This is a genomic window from Streptomyces sp. MMG1121 (assembly GCF_001280015.1).
Taxonomy (GTDB): Bacteria; Actinomycetota; Actinomycetes; order Streptomycetales; family Streptomycetaceae; genus Streptomyces.
Genome location: NZ_LGDV01000207.1, coordinates 32813 through 52187 on the forward strand (window position 1 = coordinate 32813; position 19375 = coordinate 52187).

The window sequence follows — 19375 nt, forward strand, 5'->3', positions numbered from 1 at the left end:
CGACCGGTCCCGCCGGCGGTTCGGTGGATCGGCAGCAGGCTACCCACACACCCCGGGTGAACGTCGGGCACATGGATGACGAACATCCAGGCAGAAGTGCTCAACCCGGCCATGCCGCAACGGAGTTGACCCCGGAACCCGGAACCCGGCCGAGACGCACCCGTCTCTCGAGACGCCCCGCGGCGCCGACCTCGGCCGGTATGCCCCGAACGGGTGATCGTACGAGCGTGATCGCCGTCCGGGGAACAGGGCGGCAGGCCGGGCCGTTGATCTCGTACGGGAGAACGGAGGTCCAGGCGGTGCACGGTGAGTACAAGGTGCCCGGTGGCAAGCTCGTCGTCGTGGACGTGGAGGCCGAGGACGGCGTACTGCGGCACGTGCGCGTGGCGGGCGATTTCTTCCTGGAACCCGACGAGGCGCTGGCCGCCGTGAACAGCGCGCTGGAGGGCACCCCGGCGGACACCGACGCGGCGGGCCTCGCGGCGCGGATCGAGGCGGCACTCCCCGAGGGGACGGTGATGTACGGCCTGACCTCGGAGGGCGTCGGCATCGCGGTGCGCCGGGCGCTCGCGCTCGCCACGGACTGGACGGACTACGACTGGCAGCTGATCCACGAGAGCCCGCAGCCGCCCGCGCTGCACATGGCGCTGGACGAGGTGCTGACCACCGAGGTCGCGGCGGGCCGGCGCCCGCCGACGCTCAGGGTGTGGGAGTGGGGCGCCCCGGCGGTGATCATCGGCAGCTTCCAGTCGCTGCGCAACGAGGTGGACGCCGAGGGGGCCGCACGGCACGGCATCGAGGTGGTGCGGCGGATCTCTGGCGGCGGCGCGATGTTCGTGGAGCCGGGCAATACGATCACCTACTCGCTGTCGGTGCCCGAGTCCCTCGTCCAGGGTCTGTCCTTCCAGGACAGCTACGCCTATCTGGACGACTGGGTGCTCGGTGCCCTCGGCGACATGGGGATCCGGGCCTGGTACCAGCCGCTGAACGACATCGCGACCGAGCAGGGCAAGATCGCGGGCGCGGCACAGAAGCGGATCGTGGGACCGGACGGCGGCCCGGGAGCCGTCCTGCATCACGTGACCATGTCGTACGACATCGACGCCGACAAAATGCTGGAGGTGCTGCGCATCGGCCGGGAGAAGCTGTCCGACAAGGGGACGGCGAGCGCGAAGAAACGGGTCGATCCGCTCAGACGGCAGACCGGGCTGCCCCGTGAAGCTGTCATCGACCGGATGATCGAGTCCTTCCGCGCCCGGTACGGCCTGGTGCGAAGCAAGATCACGGACGAGGAGCTGGGGCGCGCCGAGGAGCTGGCGCGGAGCAAGTTCATGTCGCCGGAGTGGACGGCGCGGGTGCCCTAGCCCCGCGCGATCCGGAAGCGTCGGTTCAGCAACAGGTCAAGGGCTGCTCTCCCCCGGACCAAACGGTCGTATGGGTTCCGTGTACGTCGGCTCCTCCACCCCGACAAAGCCGGATTTGCCCCGTTGACCGCTGGCTAACGTGGTCGAGCCCAACGGCCACGCGAAACCACGGGGAAGAGGTGACGGGGGTGGAGGCGCCGATACGTTCGCGGCTGCACGACTTCATAGAACCGGATCCGCAGGGACGGGACCTTCCGCAGCTGGCTCCGGATGCGGGTCGTTCGGCGCTTCTGGACCTGGTGGAGGCGGCGCCGCCGCCACGACCGGCCGCGGACGACCGGCCGGGCCCCAAGCCCGGGGTGCCCGCGTACCACACGCCGGTGTTCGTACCCGCGCATCCGAGGTCCGTCGCCGGGACGGGCACGGACGGCCGCCCGGCGCGGGTTCCCTTCGTCGTCTTCGAGCTCTTCGATCATCCGGCGCACGGCACGGTGGCCTTCGCCTTCACCGAGCTGGAGAAGCTGGTGGACACGCTCGGCGATGCACAGCCGTGGGTGGCCGGCTCGCTCGGCCCGCTGGCCGAGGGAGTCCTCGAGCAGGGCGTCACCGTCCTGCTGGACCCGCGGGTCGCGCCCGAAGAATCCAACTGGCGGCCGCAGGACCTGGCCGCCTACGCGCGGGAGGTGCGCCGGTGACGGCCGACTTCAAGGTCATCTACGATGATCTGTCCACCTTGGCGAAGACCTTCCACGACGAGGCCGGCAACTACCGGAAGCTGCATCCCGACGTGGCGCCGCCCGTGGTGAGCGGAGGCGATGCGGGTCTCGACTCGGCGATCAAGGAAGTCTCCGATCTCATCATCTCTCTGCATGACCTTCTCGCGGACCGGATGGACGACCACGGGGACAAAGCCGTGTACGCGCGCAACTCCTTCCACCGGCACGACGTGGACGTCCACGGCGTGTTCGAAGACCTGATGCCGGATGAGGGCTGATGAGCGACAGCTGGGTCGGCGGTGACATCGGCGGACTGCACACGATGGCCGACACGTACAAGAACGCCAAGGACAAACTGGACGGCATCGTCAAGCCGCTCAGCAGCGCCGTGGACAAGCTGGCGGATGACGCGAGCTGGAAGGGCGACGCGGCCGAGTCCTTTCGCGGCAAGTGGAGCGAGGACGCGGTGGCCGCCGCCGGCTTCGCCGAGCTGGTGGACGGGGCGGGCGGGATCCTGGACACGCTGGCCAACGCGCTGTCCACGTGCGAGACGGCGCTGCACAACGCGCAGCACATCGCGGCAGGCAAAGGCGTGGCGACGGACGCCAAGGGTGCACCGCTGCCGATCATGACGGCGAACCCTCCCAGCGCGGACGACCAGAAGGCCGCCTCCGCGATGAACGAATACACCAAGGCGCGAACCGAGATCCTGCACACGGCGCAGCACGCGCGGCTGACGGCGGCGAAGCAGTTGCAGGACCTGTACGCACAGGCGACGGCGAAGGAGCCGGTGTCCACGTCGGACAAACTCACCCTCGCCGACGCCCTGCGCACGCTGTACGCCTATGACGCCGAGGACGCCCGCGCGGGCGGCATCGAGGCACGCAAGCACATCGACGCGGCCAAGGCCGAGGAGCAGGCCGCCAAGAAGCAACTCCGCGCCGAGCGCAAGGTGTTCCAGCAGCAGGGCCGCAAGATGCCCGACGATCTCCCCGCCAAGAGCGCCTACCGCGACGCGGTCACCAAGGTCGACGCGCTGGAGGAGGACATCGCCCGCGCCGACAACGGCAGCACCAGTCTGCCGTACGACCGCGCCTTGAACGTCAAGCTGGCCGATGCCGCGGACGCGCTGCGCCTGGGCAAGGGCCTCGAGGCACTGCCGGACGTCCTGCGGGAACTTCCCGTCCTGGACATCGCCGCGGCCGGCACATGTGGACTGCTGGAGGCTTCCGGCGACCATGACAAGGGATGGTCCTGGCAGCGCTCCGTCGCCACCGACGAGGGCGCGAACGTCGGCGGTCTGGTCGCGGGCGCGGTGGTGGCGAGTGCTCTCCTGCCGGCCGAGGCACCGGCCGCGGCGGTTGCCGCGGTGGGCGTGGGGGCAGCCGTCATCGCGACCGGCATCATCGACCACTCCCTGCACGAGCACTGGAGCGAGGACATTCACGACCACGGTGTGATCGGCGGGGTGGCCGTAGGCACCGGCCACGTCCTGCAGAACACCGGAAAAGACGTCGGACGGCTCGGGAAGGACATCTGGCATGGCGTCAAGAGCATCTTCTGAGAGGGGTGCCGCACGAGGTCACGCCGAGATCCCGTCCCTGCCCCGGCTGGGCACCACCTGGTACGGGCGTGGCACGCGCTACTGGCTGCGCCGCGCCAGGCTCGCCTTCGGCCTGCTCGTCGCGGCGGCCTTCCTGGTCTTCTTCGCGTTGAGTCTCTACGGCGGGTTCACCAGCCAGTGGTCGCCGACCGCGCGTACGGCGTCGAACTGGGTACAGGCCGCCGGGTCGTGCGTGGCCGTGGTCTGGGGATGGCTGAAGCAGCGCCGGGATCATCGCGCGGGCCTGCTCGATCCGCCCAGTCCTGCGGACAGTCTCGCGGCCATGAGCGCTCACAAGACACGTGCCCCGGGTCTGTCGGTGACCGGACGCGGTCTGGTGCTGGTCCTCGCTCCCGTCATGCCGATCGTGGCCGCGTGGTGCGTCGGCTGGTTCGTCGCGTATGCCACTGTGCGCGAGTACCCCAGCGAAGTCGGCGCCCGCCGCTGGCTGGAGGTGCATAACGGGCAGAGCAGTACGTCGTGAACGTGCTGCCGTGACCGGTCGGGTACGCAGCGCGTTGGCACTTCCGCCCCACAGACACTCGTGTGACACTGACGTCCCCGTCCACCATGCGGACCCCTTCCGCACCCCCTCCCCCACGAGAAGTGCGCCGTGCGTTCTCTTCCTCTGCCGCTCGCCCTCACCGCTCGGCTGTCGCCGGTCGCGGTCCTCGCCTGCGCCGGCTGGGCACTGACATCCGGGCCCGCCGCGCCGGCCGCCGCCGGCGGTCACCAGGCGGCCCAGAACACGCCCACTCGGTCCTCCTCCTCGGACTCCTCCGAACCGTCGTCCGCCGCCTCGGCGAAGACGTACAGCACCGCGCCCGCGCCCTGTACGAGCATGCCCACGGCCACGATCACGGCTCTGGTGCCCGCCGCGAAGACGGCGGGAAAGGAGATCCCGTCGACGGACACCAAGCTGCGTCGCACTTGCTCCTGGAACGCCCTGAAGGGGTACGACTACCGCTGGCTCGATGTGTCGTTCGAGGTCAGCGCGTCGAACCAGGAGGCGGAGCAGGAGTACCAGCAGCGGGTCACCGCGAAGAGCGGCGGCGGGGCGGTGCCCGGGCTCGGGGACAGCGCCTACTCCGTCGTCAACCTCACCACCGAGGACAAGCAGCAGACCCGCGAGGGCGTGGTGATGGTCCGGGTCTCCAACGCCCTGGTGATCGTCACCTACAACGGCAGCGACTTCGAGACGAAGAAGGCCCCCGGTACGGACGAGATCAACCAGGGGGCCATCAAGGCGGCACGGGCCGCGGTCGGCGCGCTCGGGGGCGGGCAGTCCGGGTGAGCACCGGGAAGGCACGGTCCTGTTGACCGCCCGCCCCCTGCTTCTCGCCTATACGGCCCGCCGGCCCGTCAGGAGCGTCAGGCCCAGGTACAGCACCATCGACGTGCCGAGGCCCACCGCCCAGCCGTAGTCCGCGAGGGACGACAGCGCCGGGATGGGGCGGCCGTCGATCAGGGGCTTGAAGCTGGCGCCGCCCATCGCGAGGACGCCACCGGCGAGGAAGGCGACGACCGCCCGCCAGTTCCAGCCGCCCGCGTACCAGTAGCGGCCGCCCGCGCGGTACAGGTCGGCGAGGTCCAGGCGGGTGCGGCGCAGGAACCAGTAGTCGGCGACGAGGATGCCCGCGACCGTGCCGAGCAGACCGCCGACCAGGCCGAGCCAGGTGAAGATGTAGCCCTGCGGGTCGGAATACAGCTTCCAGGGGAAGATCAGGACCGCGAGGATCGCCGTGATGAGCGCGCCGGTGCGGAAACTTATCCTCCTGGGCGCCACGTTGGAGAAGTCGAAGGCCGGGGAGACCAGGTTGGCCGCGATGTTCACCGAGAGCGTGGCCACCAGGACCGTGACCAGTGCGTAGAGCAGGCCGACGGCGTTGTCCGTCTTCGCCGCCAGCTGGACCGGGTCCCACACGGGTTTGCCGTACACCGCCTGCGAGCCGGACGTCACCAGGACGGACAGGAAGGCGAACAGGGTCATCGTCGTGGGCAGGCCGAGTGCCTGGCCCCAGGTCTGGGCCTTCTGGCTCCTGCCGTAGCGCGTGAAGTCGGGGATGTTCAGGGACAGTGTGGACCAGAAGCCGATCATGCCCATCAGGGACGGCCAGAACAGTTTCCAGAAGTCGCCGCCCCAGCCGAGCTTCGACGGCTGGTCGAAGAGCGGGCCGAGGCCACCGGCCTTGCTGCTCATCCACCCCAGCATCACCAGCGCGCCGACGATCACGAACGGCGCCGCCCAGTTCTCGAAACGGCGGATCGTCTCCATGCCCCGGTAGATGATCGCCACCTGGAGGAGCCAGAACACCGCGAAGGACAGCCACATGGTCCAGGCGTAGCCGCCGATGTGCGCGACGCCCGACCAGCTGTCGCCGATCAGCTTGCCGGCGAGGAAGTAGATCGCCTCGCCGCCGATCCAGGTCTGGATGCCGAACCAGCCGCACGCCACCAACGCCCGTACGACGGCGGGCAGGTTGGCGCCGCGCACCCCGAAGGAGGCGCGGGCGAAGACCGGGAAGGGAATGCCGTACTTGGGGCCCGCGTGCCCGGTGAGCAGCATCGGGACGAGGACGATCAGGTTGGCCAGGGCGATGGTGAACACCGCCTGTTTCCAGTCCATCCCGACGGCGATCAGTCCGGAGGCGAGGGTCCAGGACGCGGTGTTGTGGGCCATGCCGACCCACAGGGCCGAGAAGTTGTACGTCGTCCAGGTGCGCCGTGCCGTGGGAACCGGGAGCAGGTCCTCGTTGGCGTACGGTCCGCTGGGCGGCGGGGCGTCGGGGGCGATCTCCACCCGGCCGTCGGGGAGGGTGACTTGGGTGGACGACGGTATGGCCGTGGGAGCGGTGTCGGTCATGGGCAGGCCAATCAGAGGAGAGGGGTCGGAAGAGGCCGTGCGGGCACCGGCCCCTCCCCGGGGCGAGCGGGGAGGGGAGACCAACAGGGGGGCGGGGGTCAGGAGTTGACTGCGGGGATCACCCGGGAGCCGTAGGCGTCGATGGTGGCTTCCTGGGCGTCGTGCATGTCGTACACCGCGAACTGGTCGACGCCCAGCTCGCGCAGTGCCTTCAGTTTCTCGATGTGCTTCTCGGCGGGGCCGATGACGCAGAAGCGGTCCACGATCTCGTCGGGCACGAACGCGGTGTCGGGGTTGTCGGCACGCCCGTGGTGGGCGTAGTCGTAGCCCTCCCGTGCCTTGATGTAGTCGGTGAGCGCGTCGGGGACCTGCGTGGAGTGCTCGCCGTACTTGGCGACGAGGTCGGCGACGTGGTTGCCGACCATGCCGCCGAACCAGCGGCACTGCTCGCGGGCGTGGGCGAGCGCCTCGGGCGAGTCGTCCTCGGTGACGTACGCCGGGGCGGCGACGCAGATCGTCACCTCGGACGGGTCACGGCCCACGGCCACCGCCGCGTCCTTGACCGCCTTGACCATGTACTGGGTCAGGTACGGGTCGGAGAGCTGGAGGATGAAGCCGTCGGCCTCCTCACCGGTCATCTGCAGCGCCTTGGGGCCGTACGCGGCCATCCACACCGGGAGTTGGGCGCCGGGCTTGATCCACGGGAAACGGATCTTCGTGCCGCCGAGGTCGGCCTCCTCGCCCCGGCCGAGGGCGCGGATGACCTTCATCGCCTCGCTGATGCGGGCCAGGGTGTTCGGTTTGCGGCCCGCGACGCGCATCGCGGAGTCGCCGCGGCCGATGCCGCACACGGTGCGGTTGCCGAACATGTCGTTGAGGGTGGCGAAGGTGGAGGCGGTGACCTCCCAGGTGCGGGTGCCCGGGTTGGTGACCATCGGGCCGACCGTCAGTCTCTGCGTGTTGGCGAGGATCTGGCTGTAGATCACGAACGGTTCCTGCCACAGCACGGCGGAGTCGAAGGTCCAGCCGTACCGGAAGCCGTTGCGCTCGGCACGTTTCATCAGACTGACGACGCGGGAGGCCGGCGGGTCGGTCTGCAGGACGAGTCCGAAGTCCATGGGCGCCACTCCTAGTTGAGGTACTGACAGGTGGAGCGCGGGGTGTAGACACCGTGGCCGGCGTGTCCGGTGTACTCCCGCTCGGTGATGACGGGCACACCGCGCGAGAGCACGGTCTCGACCCGGCCGGTGGTCCGCCTGCCCTCGTAGGCCGAGTAGTCGACGTTCATGTGGTGGGTGGCCGCCGACATGACCTGTTCGGCGTGCGGGTCGTAGATGACTACGTCGGCGTCGGCGCCCGGGGCGATGGTGCCCTTCTTCGGGTACAGGCCGAACATCCGGGCCGGAGTGGCGCAGGCGATCTCGATCCAGCGGCGGCGGGTGAGGTGTCCGTCGAGGACGGCCTGGTGCAGCAGGTCCATACGGTTCTCGACGCCCGGCAGACCGTTGGGGATCTTCGAGAAGTCGCCGCGGCCCAGCTCCTTCTGGCCCACGAAGCAGAACGGGCAGTGGTCGGTGGAGACCACCTGGAGGTCGTTGGTGCGCAGGCCCTTCCAGAGCGCGGCCTGATGCTCCTTGGGCCGCAGGGGCGTGCTGCACACGTACTTCGCGCCCTCGAAGTCCGGCTCGGCGAGGTTGTCGGTGGACAGGAACAAATACTGCGGACACGTCTCGCCGAAGACGGGCAGCCCCTCGTCGCGGGCGCGGGCCAGCTCGGCCACCGCCTCCGTCGCCGAGACGTGCACGACGTACAGGGGCGCGCCCGCGACCTGGGCGAGCCGGATGGCCCGGTGGGTGGCCTCGGCCTCCAGCAGGGCCTTGCGGACCTCGCCGTGGTAGCGGGGATCGGTCTCGCCCCGGGCCAGCGCCTGTGCGACCAGCACATCGATCGCGATGCCGTTCTCGGCGTGCATCATGATCAGTCCGCCGTTCTCGGCGGAGCGCTGCATGGCGCGCAGGATCTGTCCGTCGTCGCTGTAGAACACGCCCGGATACGCCATGAACTGCTTGAAGGAGGTCACCCCCTCCTCCACCAGCAGGTCCATCTCCTTCAGCGTCTCGTCGTTGACATCGGAGACGATCATGTGGAAGGCGTAGTCGATCGCGCAGTTGCCCTCGGCCTTGGCGTGCCAGGTGTCCAGGCCCTCGCGCAGGGTGTGGCCGACGCTCTGCACCGCGAAGTCGACGATCGTCGTCGTACCGCCCCAGGCGGCGGCCCGGGTGCCGGTCTCGAAGGTGTCGGAGGCGAAGGTCCCGCCGAACGGCAGCTCCATGTGGGTGTGCGCGTCGACGCCGCCCGGGATGACGTACTTCCCGGTGGCGTCGATGACCCTCTCGGCGGTGAACGCCGTGGCGGCGGTCGTGCCGGAGGCGGCGAGGGCGGCGATGCGGCCGTCCTCGATCAGGACGTCGGCGTGGATCTCGTCCGACGCGGTGATGACGAGACCACCACGGATGACGGTACGGCTGCTCATGCTGCTCCCTCGGTCACTCGGCTGCGGTCAGGGCGCGGTCAGCGGTGTGTACGCCCCCGGCGTCCGGTCGCGGTAGAACTGCCAGCGGTCGCGGACCTCGCGGAGTGTGGCCAGGTCCAGGTCGCGGACGACGAGTTCGGTCTCCTTGTCGCTCGCCGGCTCGCCGACGAACCGGGCCTCGGGGTCCACGAAGTACGTGGTGCCGTAGAAGTCGTTGTCGCCGAGGTCCTCCACGCCGACCCGGTTGATCGCGCCGACGAAGTACTCGTTGGCGACGGCCGCCGCCGGCTGTTCCAGCTGCCAGAGGTAGCGGGACAGGCCGCGCGAGGTGGCCGAGGGGTTGAAGACGATCTCGGCGCCGGCGAGGCCGAGCGCCCGCCAGCCCTCCGGGAAGTGGCGGTCGTAGCAGATGTAGACGCCGATCCTCCCGACGGCCGTGTCGAAGACGGGCCAGCCGCTGTTGCCGGGGCGGAAGTAGAACTTCTCCCAGAACCCCTGCACCTGGGGGATGTGGGTCTTGCGGTACTTGCCGAGGTAGGAGCCGTCCGCGTCGATCACGGCGGCGGTGTTGTACAGCACGCCAGGCTGCTCCTCCTCGTACATCGGCAGGACGAGGACGATGCCCAGCTCGCGGGCGAGGCTCTGGAAGCGCTGGACGGTCGGACCCTCGGGGATCCGCTCGGCGTACTCGTAGAAGGCCTTGTCCTGGACCTGGCAGAAGTAGGGGCCGTAGAACAGCTCCTGGAAGCAGAGGACTCGGGCGCCCTGTGCGGCGGCGTCGCGGGCGGCCTGCTCGTGGACCTGGATCATGGATTCCTTGTCGCCGGTCCAGGCGGTCTGGAACAGGGCGGCGCGGATCACTCGGCTCATCGGGACCTCCGGTAGCTCGGTGTGCCGTGAGCCTAGAAAGCCCCGAGGGAGCGTTTGAGTGGCAGCGTGTCACGTCTGCGGGCCGTGGGCGTGCCACCGTGTCACGCGTTCGCAGGCCCATGTTTCACCACCGTTTTCCCAGGTCGTCGAGTGTTTCACCGCTGTTGCGCATCGTGCGCGAGGAGCGCGATGTGTACGGAGGCCGCCGCCTCGAAATCGTCCAGGTCGACGCCGAGGCGGACCTGTATCGCCTCCAGGCGGCGGTAGAGGGCGGGCCGGGAGACGTGGTGGAGCTGGGCGGTGCGGGACTTGTTGCGGCCGGTCGCGAGGTAGGTCCGCAGCACGTTCAGCAGCTCCGGGTCGGCCGCGCACAGCAGCCCGTCCAGCTCGCGTTCGGCGAAGGACTGCACCTGCGGGTCGTCGCGCAGCAGCCGGACCAGTCCGCGCAGATGGACGTCCCTGAGCCGGACCACGGCCGGCAGGTCGAGGGCGTGGGCGCAGCCGGCGACGGCGTCGGCGACATGGCGGGCCTCGCGCAGCCCGGCGGGTACGTCGTCCCACGCGGTACGGGCATCGGCGGCGGCCACCACGGCCGGCGTTCCGACGCGCAGCCGGGCCGCGAAGTGGCCGGTGAGGGCCTCGGCGTCCTGGTCCCGGGCGAGGCTGAGCAGCACGGCGGCCGCCCCGTCGGCGAGTTCGGCGACGAGCCCGGACAGCCCCAACAGGCGCAGTACGCGATCGAGTTGCCCGGGAGTGCGGTCGAGGACGACGAGCGGCACGAAGGTGCGGCGGTTGACCGGCAGTCCGGCCGCGCGGGCCCTGGGCAGCAGGTTGCGGGCCGGTACGACGCCGGAGACGAGGTCGGTCAGCAGGCTCTGCGCGGACTGCTCCTCCCAGGTCCGCGCGGAGCCGCCGCCGAGCATGCGGTGCAGGACGAGTGCCTCGGCGGCCCGGTCGGCGAGCAGCCGTCCGCTGGCCGCGTCGCCCCGGTAGCCGCACAGCAGCAGCCGGCCCCAGCGCTCCCCGCGCCCGCCCAGTTCGGCGCTGATCCAGCCGTCGCCGCCCGTGCCGCCGGCCTGCCGGGCGATCCGCTCCCAGTCGCGCAGCACGTCGTCCACCGCGGAGCGCTCCCCCGCCGTGGCGAGGACGCGATGGGCGAGGTTGGTGACGACGACCGGGCAGCCGCTGTGCCGGGCGACCTCGTCGAGCAGCCGGCCGAGCGGTGCGCCTGCGGTGATCAGCGCGGTCAGCGCGGTGCGGACGGCCTCCGAGAGGCTGACGGCGGCGAACTTCCGCCGCACCAGCCGGGACTGGACCTCCTCGGTCAGCTCGGCGAACGGGGAGGGCCGGTGCAGAACCACCATGGGCAGCCCGCACCGCTCGGCGGCCCGCCGCATCACCTCGGGCGGCGCGGGAAAGGCCCGCCCGAGACCGAGGACGACGGCGGCGGCCTCGGCCCGGTGCAGCGACTGGACGTACTCGGCCTGCTTGGCCTCGTCACCGGCCAGGAGCACGCCGGTGGTCAGCACCATCTCGCCGCCGCTGAGCATCACCCCGACGTCGGCCGCCTCGGCGACGTGCACCCAGCGCACCGGCCGGTCGAGCTGGCCGGCACCGGCCACCACCTCGGGCTCCCCGGCCAGGACCCGTTCCAGGGACAGCACCTGGCGGACGGAGAGCACGGGTTCCCAGCCGTACCGGGTCTCCGAGGTGATGGTCATGGCCGTACCCCTGCTCTCTCGTCCGTACTCCCCGGGCGGCTCTAGAACGTGCTCCGCAGCGCGCGTTCGAGGATCGCCGCGCCCTCCTCGGCCTCCGCGACGGTCAGCGACAGCGGCGGGGCGATGCGCAGGGCGCTGGTGTCGTGGCCGCCGCCCTTGCCGATGAGCAGGCCGCCTTCGCGGGCCGCCTCCAGGACGGCCGAGGCCGCCCGTGGATCGGCCTCGTCCGTACCGGGCCTGACCAGCTCGACGCCGATCATCAGTCCCCGGCCGCGCACCTCGCGCACGCCGGGCAGCTGGGCGGCGACGGCCCGCAGCCGCTCGATGAGCAGCCCGCCGACCCGGCGGGCGTTGCCCTGCAGGTCGTGCTCCAGGAGGTAGGTGAGGTTGGCGAGACCGGCCGCCATGGTGATCTGGGTGCCGCCGAACGTCGAGATGCTGTTGGCGTCCAGGCAGTTCATGATCTCGGCGCGGGCGATCACCCCGCCGATGGACATGCCGTTGCCGATGCCCTTGGCGAAGGTGACGATGTCCGGCGGACCGCTGCGGGCGTGCGCCTGCCAGCCCCAGAAGTGCTCGCCAGTGCGGCCCCAGCCGGTCTGCACCTCGTCGGCGATCCACAGGATCCCGTGTTCCTGCAGGACCTCGCGGAAGGCGGCGTAGAGGCCGTCGGGCGGGGAGGTGAAACCGCCGACGCCCTGGATGGGTTCGGCGATCAGGGCGGCGGGCGGCCGGGTGTGCCCGAGCAGGTCGCGCAGGTCGGCCACGCACGCGTCCGTGAACGCGCGGTCGTCCAGCTCGGCGAACGGCCCCCGGGTGCGTACCCCGCCGTGCACGTACAGGGTCTGCAGCGGGGACAGCGAGGTCGGGGACCAGCTCCGGTTGCCGGTGATGCCGACCGCGCTGAAGGAGCGTCCGTGGTAGCTGTTGCGCATCGCCAGGACGGTGTTGCTGCGCCGGTGGGCGGTGGCGAGCAGCAGAGCGGTGTCGTTGGCCTCGGTGCCGGAGGTGGTGAAGAAGACGCGGGCGTCCGGGATGCCGCTCACCTGGGCGATGCGCTCGGCGAGGTCGACCATCGGCCGGTTGAGGTAGAGCGTGGACGAGTGGATGATCCGTCCGGCCTGCTCACTGACGGCCTTGGTGACCTCGGGCAGCGCGTGGGCGGTCATCGTGGTCAGGATGCCGCCGAAGAAGTCCAGGTACTTGTTGCCGGCGGAGTCCCAGACGTGGCGGCCCTCGCCGTGGGTGATCTCGATCGGCTCGTCGTAGTAGAGGGCGAGCCAGTCGGGCAGGACCTGGCGGTGACGGGAGTAGAGGTCGTTCACGGCTGCACCAGTCCTTCGTAGGCGTCGGGGCGGCGGTCGCGGTAGAAGGCCCACTGCTGCCGCACTTCGTCGATCAGGCCGAAGTCGAGGTCGCGGACGAGGAGTTCCTCGGACTTGTCGCTCGCGGCCTCGCCGACGAACTGCCCGCGTGGATCGACGAAGTAACTGGTCCCGTAGAAGTCGTTGTCGCCGTACTCCTCCTGGCCCACCCGGTTGATGGCGGCGACGAAGTACTCGTTGGCGACGGCCGCGGCGGGCTGCTCCAGCTGCCACAGGTAGGCGGACAGCCCGCGGTGGGTGGCCGACGGGTTGTAGACCAACTGGGCCCCGTTGAGCCCGAGTTGCCGCCAGCCTTCCGGGAAGTGCCGGTCGTAGCAGATATAGACGCCGATCCGCCCCACGGCGGTGTCGAAGACGGGCCACCCGAGATTGCCGGGTTTGAAGTAGTACTTCTCCCAGAAGCCCTTGACCTGCGGGATGTGGTGCTTGCGGTACTTGCCGAGGTAGCTGCCGTCGGCGTCGATCACGGCGGCGGTGTTGTAGTAGAAGCCGGACTGCTCGACCTCGAAGACCGGCACGACGATCACCATGCCGGTCTCGCGGGCGAGGTCCCGCATACGACGCACCGTCGGCCCGTCGGGCACCGGCTCCGCCCAGCGGTAGTGCTCCGGCTCCTGGACCTGGCAGAAGTAGGGCGCGTTGAAGACTTCCTGGAACCCGATGACCTTGGCACCCTGCCGAGCCGCCGCACGGGCGTGCTCCTCGTGCTTCGCCACCATGGAGTCGGTGTCGCCGGTCCAGGTGGCCTGGACCAGTGCGGCGCGTACGACGTTGGCCATGAGCTGCTCCTTCGACGGGACGTCAGAGCCTCTACGCCCGTAGAACAGACCGTAGAGGGACGAAAGTAAGCCTCCTGGAGGCCCTTGCCAAGACCATCGTCGTCAACCCGCGGAGTCGATCATGTTTCACACTCCGGTGGGTGAGCCGCTGAGCCGGTCGGCCGGGGTGAAGCGGTGCAGACCGGGATGAAGACGAGGGGCATCGGTCACGGGGTGTGCCCGACGACGCGCAGGGCGTGTACGACGTCCCAGTAGCGCTCCTCGGAGACGGCGCGGGCGGCCGCCAGCAGCAGGGGCACGAGGCGGCGCGGCTCGGGCCCGACGGCCCGGGCGGCCTCCTCCGCCGTCCGCACCCGTACACAGGCGTCCAGCAGCGCCCCGGCCTCCCGTCGCCGCCCCTCGTCCGCCAGCCGCAGCACGGCCACACCGACCTGCTCCGCCGGCCGGGCCACACCCTGCCGCAGCAGTTGCCGCCCGTCGGCGTCCCGTCCGGCGGCGGCCAGCGCATCGGCGACACCGACGAGCCGTTCGACGGGCAGGGAGGCGGCCTCCCACAGCAGCGTCGCCCAGTCGGCCCCGAGCCCGGCTCGGCGCAGGGCGTCGGCGAGGAGGGGAAAACGGGCGGGGGCCCACCGGGCGACCTCGACCAGCAGCACGTGCGCCTCGCCGGTACGGCCATCGGCGCGCAGCCGCGCAAGCCGCTCGACGGCACCGGCGACGGCCACGCCGGCACCCCCGTCCGCCTCCTCGCCCCGCACCGGCGGCGCCTCGACGGCCTCGTCCGCCCCCCTGGCGAACCGGGCCCCGCGCGGCGGCCGTACCGCGGCCCGCGGTACGGCGACGGGCGCGCCGACGTCCTCGGCCATCCCGGCGAAACGGGCACTGCCGCGGCGGCGTTTGCGGGCGCCGGCGGGGGTGGCGGGGGTGACTGGGGCGGGGGACGGTTCCGGAGTGGGTGACGTGGGAGGTGACGCCGGGACTGCGGCGGTGGGGACGGGTGGGGTGTGCGGGGTGTCCAGGGTGGGGGGTGCGGCGGATCGCGCCGGTCCCGGCTCGGCGGGCACGGGCTCGCGCACAGGACCGGACTCGCCGCCCGTACCGGGCCCGGCGGCCACGTGGCCCCGTCCCGCGGTCGGCCACCCCCGCGCACCCGCCGCCTGCTCGCCCGCCACCACCCGCCGGTCCAACTCCGCCAACCGTGCCCGGAGTTCGGCGCACCTGGCCGAAGCGCGGGCGTGGTCGTCGCGGGCCCAGGCGAGGTCGAGGCGGTGGGCGTCGGAGTCCGCGCCGGAGGCGTCCGCGGAGAGCAGGCGGGCCAGTTCGGCCTGGCGGTCCGCGGCGTAGCGCTGTTCGCGGAGCATGACGTCGAGGCGGTCGGCCAGGGTCTCGCGCGCGCCGGGACGGGCGTCGTACGCGTCGAGTGCGGCCCGGTACAGGGCTCGGGCGCGCTCCCGCTCGGCGTCCGCGGCAGCGCTGCCGTACACCGCCGCGAGGTCCTGCAGCAGTGCGTCCACCACGTCCCACGGTGGCACCTCGCGTCCGTCGAGGCAGGCCCGCATGCCGTCGGGGTCGCGCTGCCAGAAGACTCCGCTCCAGCCCTCCCGCGGATCCAGGCGCGCCAGCAGACCGTCCAGGTAGCCCGCAAACTCCCGTACCCGACTTGGGAGTTGATCCACCACCATCGCCCAGCCCCCGCCCGACCGCCAGCACTTCGGCCGCCAGGCAACACCAGTCGTGTTACGGCTCTGCTACGCGCGGTTTTCCGGCAGTGCGCGGCCCCCTCACGTCACGCGACGACCAGCGCGCACCGCGCGACCAACTCGTCCATCGACAGCCCGAGGACTCCGGCGAGCGCGGCCACGGTGAAGAACGCCGGGGTCGGCGCCCGACCCGTCTCGATCTTGCGGAGCGTCTCGGCCGAGACACCCGCCGCGGCAGCGACCTCGGGCATGCTCCGGTCGCCGCGCGCCTCACGCAGCATCCGGCCGAGCCGTTCGCCGCGTTCGCGCTCTTCGGGGGTGAGGGGGGTGCGCACCATGTCACCCATTCTAATACCGGCCACCTCCATGAGGCCCATTTAAATACCGGTATAGTAATTGGCATGATGGAACTGAAGACGAACACGTCGATCGACGCGATGCACGCGGCGGGCCAGGTCGTCGCGCGGGCCCTGACGGCCGTACGGCAGACCGCGGACGTCGGCGTCTCGCTGCTGGAACTGGACGAGGTGGCGCGGGAGGTGCTCCGCGAGGCCGGGGCGTCCTCGCCGTTCCTCGGTTACCGCCCCTCCTTCGCCCCGACCCCCTTCCCGGCGGTGATCTGCGCCTCCGTGAACGACGCGATCGTGCACGGCATCCCGACCCGCTACCGGCTGCGCGACGGCGACCTGCTCTCGGTCGACTGCGGCGCCGTACTGGACGGCTGGGCCGGCGACTCGGCGCTGAGCCTCGTGGTGGGCCGTCCGCGCCCGGCGGACGTGCGGCTGATCGACGCGGCCGAGCGGGCCCTGGCGGCGGGCGTCGCTGCGGCCGTCGTGGGCAACCGCATCGGCGACATCGCCCACGCCGTCGGCACGGTCTGCCGTACGGCCGGATACGGCATCCCGCAGGGCTTCGGCGGCCACGGCGTGGGACGCAGGATGCACGAGGACCCCGAGGTCCCGAACGAGGGACGCCCCGGCCGGGGTCTTCCGTTGCGCCCCGGCATGGTCCTCGCCATCGAACCCATGCTGATCGCGAGCGGCCAGGACACCTACTACGAGGCCGACGACGGCTGGACCCTGCGCACCTCCGACGGCTCCCGAGCAGCCCACGCGGAACACACGGTGGCGATCACGGAGGCTGGTCCCCGGGTGCTCACCGAGAGGCGATAGGGGGCGGCCCTCCCCCCTGGGCGCCCCGCCATGCCGTCGCAGGCCATCCGTGCCAAGGTGTTATGAACAGGCACCAAAGGAACGGACCGTCATGACCAACGGCTACCCTCCCGACCCCTTCGGTGATTTCCTGGGCCGCTTCTTCAGCGGAGCCACCGGCGGTGCGCAGGGCCCGCGCCACATCGACATCGGCCGCCTGCTCAGCCAGCCGGCCCGGGAGCTGGTCAGAGGGGCCGCCCAGTACGCCGCCGAGCACGGCAGCCGGGACCTGGACACCCAGCACCTGCTGCGCGCGGCCGTGTCGGCCGAGCCCACCCGGAGCCTGCTGAGCCGGGCGGGCACGGACCCCGACTCGCTCGCGACGGAGATCGACGACCGTGCGGGCCCGGTGCAGCACCCGCCGGGCGAGGTGCCGCCGCCGACCTCGCTGGCGCTGACCCCGGCCGTCAAACGTGCCCTGCTGGACGCGCACGACATGGCCCGGGCGAGCGGCGCCGGGTACATCGGCCCGGAGCACGTGCTGAGCGCGCTGGCCTCGAACCCGGACTCGGCGGCCGGGCACATCCTGAACGCGGCCCGGTTCCCGGGCGGTGCCCTGCCGCCCGAGGCCCCGGAGAGCACCCAGATCCGCCCGGAGCGGCAGCGGCCCACCGGCACGCCGACCCTGGACAAGTACGGCCGCGATCTGACCGACCTGGCCCGGCGGGGCCGCATCGACCCGGTCATCGGCCGGGACACGGAGATCGAGCAGACCATCGAGGTGCTCTCCCGGCGCGGCAAGAACAACCCCGTCCTGATCGGGGACGCCGGTGTCGGCAAGACGGCCATCGTGGAGGGGCTCGCGGAGCGCATCGCCGACGGGGACGTACCGGACGGGCTGGCCGGGCGGCGGGTGGTCGCCCTGGACCTGACCGGGGTGGTGGCAGGCACCCGCTACCGGGGCGACTTCGAGGAGCGCCTGAACAACATCGTGGAGGAGATCCGCGCGCACTCCGACCAGCTGGTCGTGTTCATCGACGAGCTGCACACCGTCGTGGGCGCGGGCTCCGGCGGCGAGGGCGGCACCATGGACGCCGGGAACATCCTCAAACCCGCGCTCGCCCGGGGCGAGCTGCACATCGTCGGCGCGACCACGCTGGAGGAGTTCCGGCGGATCGAGAAGGACGCGGCGCTGGCCCGCCGGTTCCAGCCGGTCCTGGTACCCGAACCGACGGTCGCGGACACCATCGAGATCCTGCGCGGGCTGCGCGACCGGTACGAGGCACACCACCAGATCCGCTACACCGACGAGGCGCTGGTGGCCGCCGTACAGCTGTCGGACCGGTACCTCACCGACCGGCGGCTGCCGGACAAGGCCATCGATCTGATCGACCAGGCGGGCGCGCGGGTACGGCTCGGCGCCCGCACCAAGGGGACGGACGTGCGCGCGAAGGAGCGCGAGGTCGAGCAACTGGTACGGGACAAGGACCAGGCGGTCGCGGACGAGGACTACGACAAGGCGAAGGAACTTCGGGACCGGATCGGCGAGCTGAAGCGGCACATCGAGGAGGCGAGCGGCGGCGACAAGGCCGACGAGGGGCTGGACCTGGAGGTGACGGCGGAGGCCATCGCCGAGGTGGTGTCCCGGCAGACCGGCATCCCGGTCAGCCGGCTCACCGAGGAGGAGAAGGAGCGGCTGCTCGGCCTGGAGGAGCACCTGCACCAGCGGGTCGTCGGCCAGGAGGAGGCCGTCGCCGTGGTCTCGGAGGCCGTGCTGCGCTCCCGCGCGGGCCTCGCGAGCCCGCACCGGCCGATCGGCAGCTTCCTGTTCCTCGGTCCGACCGGCGTCGGCAAGACCGAGCTGGCCCGGGCACTCGCCGAGGCGCTGTTCGGCAGCGAGGACCGCATGGTCCGCCTCGACATGAGCGAGTACCAGGAGCGGCACACCGTCTCCCGGCTGGTCGGCGCACCGCCCGGGTACGTCGGCCACGAGGAGGCCGGGCAGCTCACCGAGGTGGTCCGGCGGCACCCGTACTCGCTGCTCCTGCTGGACGAGGTGGAGAAGGCCCACCCGGACGTGTTCAACATCCTGCTCCAGGTTCTGGACGACGGCCGGCTGACCGACTCCCAGGGCCGGACGGTGGACTTCACCAACACAGTCATCGTGATGACCAGCAACCTCGGCTCCGACGCGATCACCCGGCGCGGTGCCGGAATCGGGTTCGGGCCGGGCGGGGCGGACGCGGCCGAGGAGGCGCGGCGCGAGCAGATCCTCAGGCCACTGCGGGAGCACTTCCGGCCGGAGTTCCTCAACCGCATCGACGAGATCGTCGTCTTCCGGCAGCTGACCGGCGCGCAACTGCGGCAGATCACCGACCTGTTGCTGGAGGGCACCCGCAGGCTGCTGGACGGCCAGGGCGTCACGGTCCGGTTCACCGACGCGGCCGTCGACTGGCTCGCCGAGCACGGCTACCAGCCCGAGTACGGCGCCCGCCCGCTGCGCCGCACCATTCAGCGGGAGGTGGACAACCAGCTGTCCCGGCTCCTGCTGAAGGGCACGATCTCCGAGGGCGGCCGGGTGACGGTGGACGCGCAGGACGACCGCTTGACGTTCCACCCCGCCCACGGGTCCCCGCCGGAACCGTGAGGCCCTCGCGTGGTACGGCACTCGGCGCCGCCCCCCGGTGAAG

The 19375-nt window shown here is 71.3% G+C and carries 17 protein-coding genes; 8 read left to right on the forward strand and 9 right to left on the reverse strand.

What is annotated here, in order from left to right; translation table 11 throughout:
• Positions 1-299 precede the first annotated feature (299 nt).
• The 6 genes from ADK64_RS28440 to ADK64_RS28465 all read left to right on the forward strand — a co-directional run bounded on the left by ADK64_RS28440 (position 300) and on the right by ADK64_RS28465 (position 4977).
• Complete coding sequence (locus tag ADK64_RS28440; protein ID WP_053663448.1) at positions 300-1364, forward strand: lipoate--protein ligase family protein; 1065 nt, start codon at positions 300-302, stop codon at positions 1362-1364.
• Between the two features lie 188 nt (positions 1365-1552).
• Positions 1553-2059 carry an SAV_915 family protein gene (locus ADK64_RS47590; protein ID WP_234384729.1) on the forward strand — a complete coding sequence of 169 codons (507 nt, stop codon included), beginning with the start codon at positions 1553-1555 and terminating at the stop codon, positions 2057-2059.
• Positions 2056-2358, forward strand: a complete 303-nt coding sequence (locus tag ADK64_RS28450; protein WP_053663450.1) for a DUF6317 family protein — start codon at positions 2056-2058, stop codon at positions 2356-2358. Before ADK64_RS47590 ends, ADK64_RS28450 begins: the two co-directional genes overlap by 4 nt.
• A complete protein-coding gene (locus tag ADK64_RS28455) occupies positions 2358-3644 on the forward strand; it encodes a WXG100 family type VII secretion target (protein WP_053663452.1) in 1287 nt (428 codons plus the stop codon). The genes ADK64_RS28450 and ADK64_RS28455 overlap by 1 nt, the downstream gene beginning before the upstream one ends.
• The gene (locus tag ADK64_RS28460) at positions 3622-4167 is read left to right on the forward strand and encodes a hypothetical protein (RefSeq protein WP_053663454.1); all 546 of its coding nucleotides are present in this window, start codon (positions 3622-3624) and stop codon (positions 4165-4167) included. The genes ADK64_RS28455 and ADK64_RS28460 overlap by 23 nt, the downstream gene beginning before the upstream one ends.
• Before the next feature lie 129 nt (positions 4168-4296).
• Entirely contained in the window at positions 4297-4977 is a 681-nt protein-coding gene (locus ADK64_RS28465; RefSeq protein WP_053663456.1) for a hypothetical protein, read from the forward strand.
• Between the two features lie 48 nt (positions 4978-5025).
• Here the strand turns inward: ADK64_RS28465 and ADK64_RS28470 are convergent, their stop codons facing one another.
• From ADK64_RS28470 to ADK64_RS28510, 9 genes are all read right to left on the reverse strand, one after another.
• Positions 5026-6546, reverse strand: a complete 1521-nt coding sequence (locus tag ADK64_RS28470) for an NCS1 family nucleobase:cation symporter-1 (RefSeq protein ID WP_053663458.1) — start codon at positions 6544-6546, stop codon at positions 5026-5028.
• Positions 6547-6644: 98 nt separating this feature from the next.
• Positions 6645-7664 (reverse strand): TIGR03842 family LLM class F420-dependent oxidoreductase, encoded by a 1020-nt coding sequence (locus ADK64_RS28475; protein ID WP_053663460.1) that lies wholly within the window; start codon positions 7662-7664, stop codon positions 6645-6647.
• Between the two features lie 11 nt (positions 7665-7675).
• Positions 7676-9079, reverse strand: a complete 1404-nt coding sequence (gene hydA / locus ADK64_RS28480; RefSeq protein WP_053663462.1) for a dihydropyrimidinase — start codon at positions 9077-9079, stop codon at positions 7676-7678.
• 27 nt (positions 9080-9106) lie between these two features.
• Positions 9107-9949 (reverse strand): nitrilase-related carbon-nitrogen hydrolase, encoded by an 843-nt coding sequence (locus tag ADK64_RS28485; protein ID WP_053663465.1) that lies wholly within the window; start codon positions 9947-9949, stop codon positions 9107-9109.
• Between the two features lie 155 nt (positions 9950-10104).
• A complete protein-coding gene (locus ADK64_RS28490) occupies positions 10105-11670 on the reverse strand; it encodes a PucR family transcriptional regulator (protein ID WP_053663466.1) in 1566 nt (521 codons plus the stop codon).
• 41 nt (positions 11671-11711) lie between these two features.
• Complete coding sequence (locus ADK64_RS28495; protein WP_053663468.1) at positions 11712-12995, reverse strand: aspartate aminotransferase family protein; 1284 nt, start codon at positions 12993-12995, stop codon at positions 11712-11714.
• The gene (locus ADK64_RS28500) at positions 12992-13834 is read right to left on the reverse strand and encodes a nitrilase-related carbon-nitrogen hydrolase (RefSeq protein ID WP_053663470.1); all 843 of its coding nucleotides are present in this window, start codon (positions 13832-13834) and stop codon (positions 12992-12994) included. The genes ADK64_RS28495 and ADK64_RS28500 overlap by 4 nt, the downstream gene beginning before the upstream one ends.
• Before the next feature lie 206 nt (positions 13835-14040).
• Entirely contained in the window at positions 14041-15516 is a 1476-nt protein-coding gene (locus tag ADK64_RS28505) for a hypothetical protein (protein ID WP_053663472.1), read from the reverse strand.
• 104 nt (positions 15517-15620) lie between these two features.
• A complete protein-coding gene (locus tag ADK64_RS28510; protein WP_053663546.1) occupies positions 15621-15872 on the reverse strand; it encodes a helix-turn-helix domain-containing protein in 252 nt (83 codons plus the stop codon).
• A gap of 63 nt (positions 15873-15935) precedes the next feature.
• Here ADK64_RS28510 and map point away from each other — a divergent pair, with 63 nt between their 5' ends.
• On the forward strand, positions 15936-16706 hold the full coding sequence (gene map / locus ADK64_RS28515; RefSeq protein WP_053663474.1) for a type I methionyl aminopeptidase: 771 nt from the start codon (positions 15936-15938) through the stop codon (positions 16704-16706).
• Between the two features lie 91 nt (positions 16707-16797).
• Complete coding sequence (locus ADK64_RS28520; protein ID WP_053663476.1) at positions 16798-19332, forward strand: ATP-dependent Clp protease ATP-binding subunit; 2535 nt, start codon at positions 16798-16800, stop codon at positions 19330-19332.
• Positions 19333-19375: the final 43 nt, after the last annotated feature.